At 47.3% G+C, this 13,329-nt stretch carries 8 protein-coding genes and 1 pseudogene; 2 read left to right on the top strand and 7 right to left on the bottom strand.

Annotated elements, in window-relative coordinates:
- Window positions 1–62: 62 nt before the first annotated feature.
- Together A7983_RS11205 and A7983_RS11200 are read left to right on the top strand one after the other, a co-directional pair.
- On the top strand, window positions 63–1,547 hold the full coding sequence (locus tag A7983_RS11205) for a carbohydrate porin (protein WP_005971377.1): 1,485 nt from the start codon (window positions 63–65) through the stop codon (window positions 1,545–1,547).
- Between the two features lie 124 nt (window positions 1,548–1,671).
- A pseudogene (locus A7983_RS11200) lies at window positions 1,672–1,962 on the top strand (family 1 glycosylhydrolase); the annotation flags it as partial.
- 57 nt (window positions 1,963–2,019) lie between these two features.
- Here A7983_RS11200 and A7983_RS11195 read toward each other — a convergent pair.
- The 7 genes from A7983_RS11195 to A7983_RS11165 form a co-directional block, all read right to left on the bottom strand.
- Window positions 2,020–3,702, bottom strand: a complete 1,683-nt coding sequence (locus tag A7983_RS11195) for a sulfatase family protein (protein ID WP_237028219.1) — start codon at window positions 3,700–3,702, stop codon at window positions 2,020–2,022.
- A 54-nt stretch (window positions 3,703–3,756) separates the two neighbouring features.
- Window positions 3,757–4,980, bottom strand: a complete 1,224-nt coding sequence (locus tag A7983_RS11190) for an anaerobic sulfatase maturase (protein WP_005971371.1) — start codon at window positions 4,978–4,980, stop codon at window positions 3,757–3,759.
- A gap of 71 nt (window positions 4,981–5,051) precedes the next feature.
- Complete coding sequence (locus A7983_RS11185) at window positions 5,052–6,785, bottom strand: sulfatase family protein (protein WP_235778034.1); 1,734 nt, start codon at window positions 6,783–6,785, stop codon at window positions 5,052–5,054.
- Window positions 6,786–6,914: 129 nt separating this feature from the next.
- Window positions 6,915–8,381 (bottom strand): DUF1593 domain-containing protein, encoded by a 1,467-nt coding sequence (locus tag A7983_RS11180; RefSeq protein WP_005971367.1) that lies wholly within the window; start codon window positions 8,379–8,381, stop codon window positions 6,915–6,917.
- 12 nt (window positions 8,382–8,393) lie between these two features.
- Window positions 8,394–10,016 carry a carbohydrate porin gene (locus A7983_RS11175; protein ID WP_005971365.1) on the bottom strand — a complete coding sequence of 541 codons (1,623 nt, stop codon included), beginning with the start codon at window positions 10,014–10,016 and terminating at the stop codon, window positions 8,394–8,396.
- Between the two features lie 309 nt (window positions 10,017–10,325).
- The gene (gene licT, locus A7983_RS11170; RefSeq protein WP_005971363.1) at window positions 10,326–11,162 is read right to left on the bottom strand and encodes a BglG family transcription antiterminator LicT; all 837 of its coding nucleotides are present in this window, start codon (window positions 11,160–11,162) and stop codon (window positions 10,326–10,328) included.
- 55 nt (window positions 11,163–11,217) lie between these two features.
- Window positions 11,218–13,170, bottom strand: a complete 1,953-nt coding sequence (locus A7983_RS11165) for a beta-glucoside-specific PTS transporter subunit IIABC (protein WP_039477985.1) — start codon at window positions 13,168–13,170, stop codon at window positions 11,218–11,220.
- Between the last annotated feature and the right edge of the window lie 159 nt (window positions 13,171–13,329).

The raw sequence follows: 13,329 nt of genomic DNA, 5'->3' as shown, positions 1-13,329 counted from the left end.
CTCCTGATACACATATTAATAATTTACTGATAAAAATCTACTTTAATGAAGAGGAATAAACAGTGACATTAAAAAAAATAAGTTTAGCTATAGGGATTTCCCTTAGCGTTTTTCCCTTGTTAGTCAACGCTGATAGTTCGTTAAATAGCATAGAAGCACGTTTAAATGCCCTTGAAAAACGAGCAGTAGAGGCTGAGTATCGAGCAACTTCTGCAGAACAGAAAGTGGTACGACTTGAACAATTAATGACAAAGGGAAGCACATCGGTAAAAAATGCCAATAGTGTGAATATCGAGCAACGCATTTCTACTCTTGAAAAAAATTCTGACCAAGCACAAGCAAATGCTATTCTCGCAGAGAGAAAGGTAAATGACTTAGAGCAACAACAAAAGGTTGCCGTTAAATCTAATAGTTTTGTTGTGAATAATAGTGGCTGGGGAAAATTAAAACTCTATGGAGATGTTGAATATAATATTGATGCAGCAAGCCGAAAAGGTCAGATTACATCAATGCATACCCAGGCTGGGAAAAAAAATAATAACGATAAGGAACGCTGGGACCTAAACGGACGTATTTTGATTGGTTTAGATGGTGAACGCTCACTCACTAATGGCAACTATGCTGGATTTAAGGTGCAGCCGTTAGCTAACATGTCTGGCAATATGGGGCTTGATGATGCGGTTTTCTATTTCGGTAAAAATAATAAGTGGAATTACAAGATCGGCCGATACGAAGCCTATGATATGTTCCCCCTGAACCAAGATACCTTTGTTGAACACTCAGGGAACAGCGCCAACGATTTATATTCAGATGGATTCGGCTACGTCTATATGATGAAAGAGGGTCGCGGAAGAAGTAATAATGGTGGTGCAATGAATCTAAGCAGTACCTATAACGATTGGTACTTCGAGGTAAACACCTTAGTTGAAGATGGCAGTAAGGTGTTTAAAAATGAACAATACCATGGTCGTAAGTTAGATAATCGCAAAAATGTGGTTTATGTTCGTCCTGTTGTCGCATGGAAAAAAGATAATTTCACCATTGCTGGTGCGATTGATGCCAATATCGTTCGTAATGCCTACGGCTTCAATAATGCGGATGGGAAATTTGAAGATCAATCACGCCGTACCGGTTATGGCCTCACGCTGAAATGGGATAATTTAAAAGATAAAGGCGAAAATGGCATTATTGCCAATTTGAGCACAGCATATTTAGACGCAAAACAAGAAAGTGATTTCTCTGCGGGCGGCAATATATTATGGCGTAAATTGCAGGTTGGCTACATTTATGCACATAATGATATTAAATCCTACCAACGTGGCAACGATATCAACATAGATCAAAATGAAGTACTACGCCCAGGGAAATACGATATCCACACCCTATTTACATCCTACGAGTTGCCAAATGTTTTAGAAATAGATAATTTTAAAACCTATCTTGGTGCCTACTACTCTTACATGAATGGCCGGGGAGAAATGACATCATTAGAAAGTAAAGATAAAGAGCGTTACGGCGCACGTATTCGTTTTAAATATTTATTTTAAACTTGAGGAAAAGCCGGTATGTCATTGCTGCGCGTTCTACCGGCTTCATGAAAGGAAAAAACAAGATGCGTAATCAGAGGCCGATGGGCTGATAACCCTACCATTCCGACGTGAATGACGTACCCGTGACGTGGTGGAAGAGGATGGCAGCATTCACGACAGCTACCGCATTGATTACCTGCGTCGTCATCTGATTCAGGTACGTGAAGCTATCGATGATGGTGTCGAACTGCTGGGCTACACCAGTTGGGGGCCAATCGATCTGGTCAGCGCAGGCACAGCACAGATGTCAAAACGCTACGGTTTTATTCATGTCGATCGCGATGATGAAGGCAAAGGCACGCTGGAACGTCGGCGTAAAGACAGCTTCTACTGGTATCAGGATGTGATTAACAGCAACGGGGAATCGTTGTAACGATCGAGAAAACCAGACGGCGCACAAGCACGTCTCCGTCTGGTTTATTGCAGTGGATTATTTATCCATCAGTTCTTTTAACTGCGGCGCGCTCTTCTTCACGGCTTCATTCGAGGCTTTCACCTTCGCTTCTTTACCGACCTGATCGGGGATAAATCCAGCAAGAATCTCCTCGTGGTTGTACCCTTTCAGCCATTCACGCGGGAACGGAGCTAGCTGCTCACCGGCACCTTCATGGCGATAAACCTGCCCTTGCCCAGTACGTTGGTTATACGGGATCACGTTTTTACCCTGCCGATTGCTCAGCTCTTCATACAGCTTTTTACGTAACGCGATTTTGGTATTGACGATCTTCTCGTCGGTAGAATCGATCAGGTTGTGCTTCTCTTCTCGATCGTTCTTCATATCGTACAGTTCTTCTTTATCCCACACGCCGTAATATTGAATATATTTGTATTCCGGCGTCCGAATCGCAAACGTGGTTGGCGTCTGCGGGAAGCTGTATTCCCAGAAATATTCATAGACGAAGTAATCGCTACGCTTCGGCGTGTTATAACCATCCAGCCCCAGACGCCAGAAGCTCTGCCCATCATAATGTTTCGGTGCGGCAACACCTGCGGCTTCCAGGATCGTTGGGGCAACGTCGATGTTTCTGACAATATCTTCCACGACTTTATCTTTGGCAAAGCCTGGTCCGGAGGCAATCAATGGCACGCGAATCGACTCTTCATAAGCGTTACGCTTATCAATCAGCCCATGTTCGCCGAACATAAAGCCGTTATCCCCCATCACCATGATAATCGTGTTCTTATCCAGCCCCTGTTTTTGCAGCCAGTCACGCACGCGCCCCACGCTGTCATCCACCGAGCGCAGCGTTTCATAGTAGTCACGTTGATACTGTTGAAGATCCATATCCGTGTTATAGGGATAATCCACGCCGTGCCAGCTATTGCGTTGGTTCTTCACCCACATCGGTTTGCCGACATAGTTTTCCGGCGTATCGGCATAGGTATCCGGCAGCGGGAAGGTCACTTCTTTCATGCTGCCACGATGGCGCTTGGCGGGCAGGAAATCAGAGTGCACACCTTTATGCGACAGATACATCATGAACGGCTTTTTCTTATCGAGCGTGTTCAGCCAATCTACGGCGTAATCCGTCAGCTCATCGGTGATGTAGCCTTTTTGCGGCACCATCTTGCCATCAATATTGAGCATGGTCGGCTTGCCATAGTTATCAATCGGATAATAGCTGCCCTGCCCCAGCAGCCCTACCCAGCGATCGAAGCCAGCGAAGCCTTTGGTGGCCGTTTTATCTGCGCCGCCAAAGTGCCATTTGCCAAAGAAACCGGTCTGATAGCCTTTGTCACGCAGCAGCTCAGGGAAATAGTTTAGATGAGAGAGATCGGATGGATTATTATCCGACACTCCATGATTATGCACGTACATCCCCGTCAGAATACTGGCACGGCTGGGGGAGCACAGCGAAGTAGTCACGAACGCATTCTTAAAATACGTCCCTTCTTTGGCGATGCTATCCATATTTGGCGTGTGAATAGCTGAATTCAGGAAGCCGAACGCATCGTAACGCTGATCGTCCAGAATGATATAAACCACGTTCGGCTGCTTTCCATCAGTTGACGGCACCGTAGCTGAAGGGGAAGCCGTCGCGGCGGCTTGTGCCCCCGCAGCTTGCATACAGGCCAGAGTAATTGCGGCCAACAGTCTGTTTCTTTTCATCATTGTTCCCTTTTTATGCCAGTATTCCCACAGTCTCCTGAGGCTATGTGGCATTCATTAATAAAATTCTGCTTTTATATTCCTTCTAATTTTCTTCATCGATTCCTTGCGTCCCAATTGAGAGAGCAAGGCATTCATGCGAGGTAAAACATGGAATAGGTGTGTTTTAAATCCATCGCAGAAATAGTTTTTATTCGGCCGCCCATCGCTGGAGATGTCGAACCGATGCTTCGGGCAACCGCCATGACAAACCGCTTTCACTTCACAGTTCAGGCAATCTTTGCTGATGTTCTTCCGCTTATTTTCGCCAAAGGCGAGGTTTTGCGGTGAATTCACCAGCGATGCCAGATCGTCCTGATTAATATTGCCAAGCTTATTTTCGGGATAAACAAAATGGTCGCAGGAATACACGTCACCATTTGCTTCAACAATCAGGTTGCCACCACAGGTTTCATTAATGACGCAGGCACTAAGCTGTCCGGCCATTTTGGTCAGCGTTTGCTCGAAGTTCATGACAAACACATTGCCCAGATCGTGCTGAACCCAATAGTCAAAAATCGTATTCAGGAAACGACCATAGGCTTTTGCGGGTACTGACCATTCCGTCACGCTGCACTGACCCGAAAAATCCGGCTGAATCAGGACGAGTCCGTTGTCGTCCGGTTGAGCGGCACGGCGCTCCACCAGCGGGATGAACTGTATATAGCGACTGCCAATGCGCTTAAGAAACTGGTAAACATCCATCGGACGTTTCACGTTTTCCGCATTCACCACCGTCAGGGTATTAAACTCAACCTTGTGACGCTTCAGTGCCTCCAGCCCTTTCATCACGTCATCAAAGGTGCTTTTCCCCGCCCGCGTGAGCCGATGTGCATCATTGCTGATACGGTCACCGTCAATCGACAACCCCACCAGAAATTGGTTCTCTTTCAGAAAACGCGCCCAATCATCGTCAATGTTGGTGCCGTTGGTCTGAAAGAAATTATTGATCTGCTTTGTGCCACGGTATTTGTTCTGCAACCGCACCGCTTCGCGGAAGAAATCGATGCCCAGTAGCGTCGGTTCACCACCTTGCCATGGGAAATCAACAACAGGTGCCTGCTGGCTACTGATGTTCTTGCGTACATAGTTTTCCAGCGTATCGCCATCCATCTTCCAGCGGCTTTTCCGCTCTGGATAAAGGTGTTCCTTCTCCAGATAAAAACAGTATGAGCAATCGATATTGCACACAGACCCTGAAGGCTTGGCCATCAACTGAAAATTAGCAATGGATTGACTCATTGGCACCTCGATTTACCTTACCGACAACACACTATTTCCGTCCCAGAGAAAGCGAACAGATTCCCCCATTTTCACGGCTGAATGGGCAACGTACCGACCGGGCTTTCCTGCCAGCCATAGCGAATAGCCTTGAATTGCAGTTGCGATGCACTCTTCAGCGGCGTGATACTGCCCGTGTACAGTTCCCACTCTTTGCCATCCCAGCTATAGCCGATGGAAGCATCCTGTGTGCGGTTAGCCAGATAAATTTTGTGGCTGACCGCATCCCACTGCGCCACTGGCGTCAACGTTGCACGCTGCTTGCCCTGCTCATCCAACAAATCTGCAACCATCTGATCTTCCGCGATCAAATTCATATCGTTCGCACCGTTACGCCAGCGATCCATCTCCTCACGCATCCGCACCAGTACGGCGTTTTGGGCAGGATCGGCCGCCAAATTATGCAACTGCAAAGGATCGCGTTGCAGATCGTAAAGCTCTTCCGCCGGACGATCGGCAAACCAGTTTTGCTGATCCGCGCTTAACTGATGCTGATCATGTGCCGCATTCAAATCTTTCATTGACCCGAGCGCGTTGCGGAACGCGATACCGATGCCCCCCGGCGTAGTCGCCAAATTGCGGACATACTGATAGTCACGGTTCCGAACAAAATAGGCGCGCATGTCATATTCATCCATCCGCCCACGCACGCCGTAGACAAACTGACGCTGTGGCGCAAAATCCTGTGCCAGGCTGATGCCGCGCATATACTCAGGCTGTTTGATATCGGCGAATCCTAGAATGGTCGGTGCCAGATCCTCGAACGACACCAGCCGTTCATTCTTACTCCCCTCCAACGACCAGCCTGCCGGACGATATTTCTCTGGAATATGAACGATCAGTGGGACATGGGTGCCGGAGTCATAGCCCTCACGCTTATGACGCGGAATGCCATCACCGTTATCCGCCGTAAAAATAACGATGGTGTTATCCCACAGCCCGTCCTTTTTCAGCCCGTCCAACAGCTTACCAACCTGCATATCCATAATATGGATATTGTCGTAATGCTGCGCCAGTTCCTGTCGGGTTTGCGGCGTATCCCGCAGATAAGGCTCCAACTTCAAGCTTTGCGGATCCGTTGGCGTATAACGGTATTGTTGGCGGAAGGTATCCCACTGCTTAACAAAGCGCGATTGGCCCGCTGGGTGGTTTTGCGCCGTAAAGAGCGCCGATTCGTGTGTAATCTGCGGGTTGAAATTCATGAAGAACGGCTTGCCCTTCAGATCGTAATTACGCCAGGCCAGTTGAATATGCAGATCGTCCATGCTGCTGTATTCCCCGTGGCGCGTCCACAGAGTGAAGGGGCCGACATCAGCGTGGCCTTTGGTAAACTGGTAATCCGTCTTGGTGTCGTTATAGGTAAAGTAGCCGCTGCGGCGCAGCAGTTCGGGATAGCCTTTCACATAAGAAGGCGGCACGCCTAAATAACCACCAGCGGGTCGGGTCGCCGTGCGCATGTGCTGCAATCCGGTGGCATGTTGAAATACGCCGGTAATTAATCCCGCCCGTGACGGCGCGGATACCCCTGCCATCGTGAAAGCTTGCGTAAAGACAACGGACTCTTTTGCCAGCGCATCCAGATTCGGCGTTCGCGCCTGCGCATCACCGTATGCGCCTAGACGCGGATTCATGTCCTCCGCGACAATCAACACCACGTTCGGACGCGGGCTGGCGATCTGGGCAGAAAAATCGGCACTCATTGCCTGACCAGACAGCGAAAATGCAGCCAGCATGGCTGCCACCAGAGGGGCTTTCTTCATCATCATTTCTGCTTCCTCAGACCTCTTGATCCGCACGCCGCCACGCGTTATATGGCGGCAATGCACCATCATTCACAGCGCCTCCAGCCCTTTCATCACGCCATCAAATGAAATAGCCGCGCCTAAAAAACGCTATCACTTTTCTGAAGGGACAACCGTCACAATCGCACGTCGGTAAGACGTTAATGCGGGCGATCCGTTATCTGTTCCTTCCAGAATAATGTGGAACGGTGTCGGGACCTTAACGGCTGGCGCGATAAAGCTGGTTTTTCCCCCCTCAGGCTGAGATAGCGTAATACCAGGGCCAAAGTGCACGCCCATCGCCGTCGCTGTTGGCTCTTTATATTGCCACCAGCGATAGGTCACCGCGTGACCATCAACATCGCCTGAACCATGCGCCGATAGCGTGACCGATTCACCCGCTTTTACCTGCCAGGACACGATCTCCGTCCCCGGCTTACCATTCAGCACCAAATGCGGGTTATGATTCGTTTTCTTCACATCCCCTGTCAGCGTCCAGTCCATACGCGCGGCGAAGTCGTTCTGATATGCATCACGCCACCGCCAGATAGTTGCTGGTGCGGTGCGATATTTCTTACCATCGATACCGACGACTTCATCCGACGTGCTGACACGCAACCCAAGTTCACTCCCTGGCGAAATCTCGCCATAACGCCCGCCCCAGTTGCCATACTCTGGATGCTCAGGATCGCCCAGACCAGTACGGAGCAAATATAAGAATGACGGAGAATCGCCTTCCATGGAGTATTCCAAAGGAGGATAGACTGCACCCAACGGGCCTTTGCGCCGGATGTTTTCTGCCAGCCACTCATTATTCACCTTACTCATATCCCCGCCGACCGCGCGTGATGAAGACATGCCAATCCACGTAGAGAGAAAATACTCATTCCAGGCGTGAATACTGGTGATATAACGCAATTGTGGGAAATTTCCTCGAATCCAGGCGCCCGTATTATCTTGATCGGAAATAGCATAAACACGGATTTTACTAATGAACGCATCCACTTCTTGTGGTGTCCTCTCTGCTTTCACATCATGCAGAGCCTGAGCTAAATCCACCCCACCGCCCCATAAGGTAATCCACAATGGGCGATCGTCGCGTTTATCAACGGCCTGAATAATCAATTTCGATGCGTCGGTGGATTTCCCTTCGCCAACATGCGCCATCCCGAAGCCTGCCCGCCCACTGCGAACGACATCACGTAATGCTTTAGCGGAAGGATAACCTTGTGCATGCTTTTGCAGATTAGGCAGAACACGTTCATAAGCGTCAATACGTTCATGGATCATGGGAGTATTGACCTTGTCGCGCAGCCAGGTTGAGGTTGTCGCCACAATCCCTTCAACATCAAACTCATTGCTATACAGTAAAAACCGGACCAGCGATTGTGAGTCATCCGGCTCATTGCCTATGTCGCTCAGAATCAAGATGCGCGTTTTCTCTGTGCTGACGGTGTTTTTCTGCTCAACGCTCTCTCCTGACGTGGAAGAAGTCGCAGCAATCGCGAATACCGGAACACAGGCCGTTGCTAAACAAACGCTTAGCGAAATCGATTTAATGCCTTTCGTCGATAAAAACATAGTTATTCCTCATCAGAAAACGACTTCAGCCTGAACACCAAAACTGATTTGATAATCTTTATTATCGTTAAAGCTGTGTTTATCAATCTCATTATCCAGCGCTTTAAGATAACTGGTGTAGAAACGAATTTCTGGTCGAGATTTTAGAAGGCTGGTATCCACTTTGAGGATATGAGCCAGAGTCACCTTATAACCGGATTCATCATAACTACTATTTTTGGCGGTATTTTCCTGCACAAAATAACCAAGCTCTATCGCGGTCTGGTTCGTTTTGTCCCAAATATAGGATGGACGGATCACTGCACGTATGGTCTCAAAATCCGTGTGTGCACCGTTATTGATCGAGTAAAGATCGTTACCACGGCCATATACCAGGGAATGCGCCATGATGACATTATCACGCAGGTATATCTCACCTTGGTTTATTAATCTCCAGCCAATTCCTTCACTGTGAATGCCATAATAAGCGCTCCTATAGTCAAAATCGGGATTTGGGCCAGAAATATTCATAAACTGGCTAGCAAAAGAATTATTAGCAACTTGCGCGGTTAATTCATTAAAGCCGCCTAACACCGGGTGACGTAAAATAGCCTGACCTAACCAGGCAGATTTAACTTTATAGTCATTACCGGCAGATTGCGCCGCTTTTTGCTCATCAGTCTGGTTAGCAAAAGCATGTTTCGCCCCCACTTCAAGAGACAAGTCTTTGCTCAATGGAATATCTTTATACCTAACTTCAGCAATATTCACATTAACTTGAGTAGTTTTACTACATGTTGCCGTTGTACAGGTCGTGCTGTAATTATCAATATCATTGCGCGTCAATGCCATGCTTAACGATCCAACAGGCATTTTCCAGTTTTCAATCCCCAGACCTGCACCAGAAAGTGTCCGACTAGCTTTCCAATCCAGCATTTGGATTTCATATTGTGGCAGTGTGTGTTTACCGATCCAGAATGTCGCTTCTGGTGCAAAGGGTAGGAAGCCCTTCGTTTCAACAAATAACTTGCTGAGTTTTCCCATTCCACCGCCAGCCATGCCTTTCTCAAAGGATTCATCACTCTGAGATAATCCTAAATCGCCTTCAAACTGTACGTTAGCCCAAATTGATTTATTGCCTTCCTGCCAGGCTCGTTTTTTAAATGATAGGTTATACCAACCATCATATTCATTACCTAAACGTCCCAGCGAACCTGCGGCCCAGGATTTAGGACCACCATTCGTCGTTGATGCGTAGCCAGTACGGAAATAACCGGAATATTTAAATCCAGTGTCTTCCTGAACATATTTGCTAATTTTTTTCAGTGCCGATTCTGATAATACCGGATCGCTCTCCGCAGTCGTGGATTTGGCTTGTAATGCTACCGCTGGTTGCGCCACGCCTTCATGCCCAGCAACCGTATTTACAGGGGATAAACCAACTAATGAATTTTGTTTTTTTTCTTTATCTTCATAAGCTTGTAGCTTTTCCTGCGTTTGTTTTAATTGTGTTTCCAGTAACTCCATACGTTGTTCAAGCGTTAATTTTTGTGCCATCGCGTCCGGTACCAACCCGTAACAAGATAACAACATTAATACAGCGGCTTTTTTTTTGAATGTCAGCCTTTTATTTCTCATTTTTTTATTATTTATCATGTTATTCCTCATTTTTTTGACTGCTATCACAGAGTAAGCGTCACCGTGATATAACCCTGGCGTGGCGAAGTAGTCACTTTTTAACTGATTATCCTTCAAGTCATCTGTAGGTTTTCCATTCCCCCTTTTTATTAGGTCAAAAAAAAACCCATCCAGCCAGATGAAAAACACTCATCTGGCAAGACAGGTTTCGCCTGAATTTAATCAGTTACGTCCTAATTAGAAATCAGTATAATTAATTCATATCATCATTTCAATTTTTACAATTTAGAAACGTGAGCAACATCACCTGAAGGAATTCGGTTAAATTCATTTAGGTTTATGGTTAAGACGATTAATGTGAATCGTTAAAAACATGATTTCATCTGTCGTTAATTTATATTGATAATGTTTCTCGACATAATAAAAAACGCGCATAGCACAAGCATAAGCAACTTGCATTAACTCTTTGATGCCGTCATAAATGCTATCATCAGCATGGCTCACGGATGTTCGATTGAATAAGCGCAATGCAAAGAACTTTAAATGCGTGATAAAACGCTGATAATCAATCGAATTTTCATCATAGTTAATATTAAGGTCATATTTTACAATCGTCAAAATATCCTTAATAAGCGTAGCACTTTGCATCGTGCTTTCCATATTGCTATTGTTTGCTGCATTCGCTAAATGGAAAGCAATAAAACCCGCTTCATCTTCAGGCAAACGCACTTGCAATTTCTCTTCAATAATATCAAGTGCTTTTAACCCGACTGAAAACTCCTTCGGATAGAAAAGCTTAACCTCCCAAAGTAGCTGGTTATTTATCTTTATCCCTTCATTATGGCGCTTTACCGAAAAATTAATGTGATCATTCAATGCCAAAAATAACGTATCCTGTAATTCGATACCCAGCACTTCCCGCGCAAGCATAATAATTTTCTCGGTAATACTCAGATAAACAGGCGGAATATCCGCCAGTATTTCAGCAAAGAACGCATTCAGCCCATTACTGGTTTTGAGAAATCGACTGTCTATCTGATCTTCGTTTACGCTGTCACCATCCTTTTTGCCAAATCCAATGCCCCGCCCCAGTGCGACGCACTCTTCCCCCTTATCAGTCACTGCCAAGACCGCATTATTACTTAATATTCTTATTATTTTCATCACTACGCCCGTATGGTTGTACCGCCAAGCGAATGGTCAATCCGCCATTCGCGTATTACGCCAGCGCGATGATCGTGTCGCCAGCCTGCGGGTGACGAACAGAACTCAGGCCAAATACGCGATAGTTTTCCGGATTTGTTACAATCACCGGCGTCGCTATGTCGTAACCTGCTTTCTTGATCGCTTCCAGATCGAATTCTAGCAGCAGTTGACCTTTCTTCACTTCATCACCTTCTTCAACACGCATTTGATAGTGCAGCCCTTCCAGTTGAACCGTATTGATACCGACATGGATCAGGATCTCCGCCCCGTTTTGCGAGCGAATGCCGACGGCGTGACCACTGGCAAATGTGCTGGCAATCACACCATCCACCGGTGAATAAATACGGCCTTCATTCGGCACAATAGCAACACCTTGTCCAACAATACCAGAGGAGAACACCTTGTCGTTTACTTCTTCCAATGGAATGAGTTCACCTTTTGCGGGCGAGCCCAGTTGCTCTGCCGTGGCGGGAACCTCTGCCAACGGTATTGTCGATGGCATCACGTTCGCGGCAGAAGCCGAGGTTGTCGATGCACTGGATGTCGTGGATGTGGTCGTTGAAGTGGAGGTCGCAGCAGGCTCAGTGACAGGTGCTGGCTCTTTCCCGGCTGGCGGGGTTGGATCATCAAACCCGACCACAATAGTCAGCACAAAACTTGCAACAAATGCGATAGCACAACCAATGAGGAACCCGATAAAGCCTTCACCGTAGAAAATCGGCAGCGTCAGCAATCCAGGCATCCCCATGGAAATTGCCGAGCTTTTCGCATAGCCTGCGACAGCGCCACCCATTGCCGCGGCGATCACCGCACAGATAAACGGTTTTTTCAGCTTCAGCGTTACGCCGTAGACACCCGGTTCGGTGATACCAAACAGTGATGCAATGAACGAACTCCCCGCCAACGCTTTGAGCTTCTTATCTTTGGTACGCACCATAACGCCTAATAACGCACCGGATTGAGCAAAGACGGACGGGCTAGACGCCGCTTTAAGGTAACTGTGCCCCATAACGGAAATATCATTGATAAAGACGGTCACAAAACCCCAGTGAATACCGAAAATCACCAAGATCTGCCATGAAGCCGCAATCAGCGCACCAGCAATGATTGGGTTAAAGCTATAGATGCTGACAAACAGTGAAGCGACGAGTTTACTGGCCGTGATACCAATCGGCCCGATGGTCATCAGCGTTAGCGGCACCATCAGCGTCAATAGGAAGAACGGCGTTAAAATATTACGCACGCTTTCGTGAATATGACGATTCAGGAAACGCTCAAGATAGGACATCAGCCATATGCTGAAAATAATCGGGAGCACCGAGGAAGTGTATTTCATCATCACGACCGGCAAGCCTAAGAATGTTACAGGCTGACCCGCCTCAAATAGCCCTTGTATTGAGGGATAAACCAGCGCTCCCGCAATCGATACGGCCACGAAAATATTAGTGTCAAATTTACGCGCGGAGGTAATCGCCAACAGCATAGGTAGGAAGTAGAACAAGCTGTCAGAGGCCGCATGCAGTATCACATAAGTACTTTCTTTTGGACCTAACCACCCACAGGCAATAACAATCGCCAGTGCACCTTTCAGTACCCCCGCTGCCGCCATTGCCCCTAGCAGCGGGGTGAAAATGCCCGCGACCAGATCAATCAGTCGTCCCATCACAGAAACCGATTTTTCATTTTCTACTGGCTTCTGTTTATTAGCACCATCTTCCAGTAAACCAGAGATGAAACCAAAGGCACGGTACACTTCCGGCACCCGATTCCCAATAACGACCTGCAACTGCCCTGAAGCGTTCAGAACTGTAATGACACCGTCCTCTGCCTCCAGCGCTTCTATGTCCACTTTGCTGTGATCAACGATCTTAAAGCGCAAGCGTGTTGCACAATGAACCAGAGTGGAGACATTCGCCTCTCCCCCGACCAACCTCAAAATATTTTCAGCTAGCACTTTGCTATTCATAATGACTTCCCGTTTCGTCAATGGCTGCAACTGCCCAATACACATCATCCCGCTTGTTATCCACTGGCCAGCCGGAAAACACGCAAAAAAAAACCTGGATAAAGCAGCGTGCGGTATACGCTGCTTTATCCAGGTCTCGCCCAGAAAATTCTGGTGACG

This window comes from Pectobacterium wasabiae CFBP 3304, from assembly GCF_001742185.1.
Lineage (GTDB): Bacteria > Pseudomonadota > Gammaproteobacteria > Enterobacterales > Enterobacteriaceae > Pectobacterium > Pectobacterium wasabiae.
Note: the sequence above shows the minus strand (reverse complement) of the source record. Positions and strands in the feature narration are given on the sequence as shown.

Coding starts and splice junctions, on each gene's coding strand:
- A7983_RS11180 (WP_005971367.1), bottom strand. CDS start 8,381: ATGTTTTTATCGACGAAAGGCATTAAATCGATTTCGCTAAGCGTTTGT.
- licT (WP_005971363.1), bottom strand. CDS start 11,162: ATGAAAATAATAAGAATATTAAGTAATAATGCGGTCTTGGCAGTGACT.
- A7983_RS11165 (WP_039477985.1), bottom strand. CDS start 13,170: ATGAATAGCAAAGTGCTAGCTGAAAATATTTTGAGGTTGGTCGGGGGA.
- A7983_RS11175 (WP_005971365.1), bottom strand. CDS start 10,016: ATGATAAATAATAAAAAAATGAGAAATAAAAGGCTGACATTCAAAAAA.
- A7983_RS11190 (WP_005971371.1), bottom strand. CDS start 4,980: ATGAGTCAATCCATTGCTAATTTTCAGTTGATGGCCAAGCCTTCAGGG.
- A7983_RS11185 (WP_235778034.1), bottom strand. CDS start 6,785: ATGATGATGAAGAAAGCCCCTCTGGTGGCAGCCATGCTGGCTGCATTT.
- A7983_RS11195 (WP_237028219.1), bottom strand. CDS start 3,702: ATGATGAAAAGAAACAGACTGTTGGCCGCAATTACTCTGGCCTGTATG.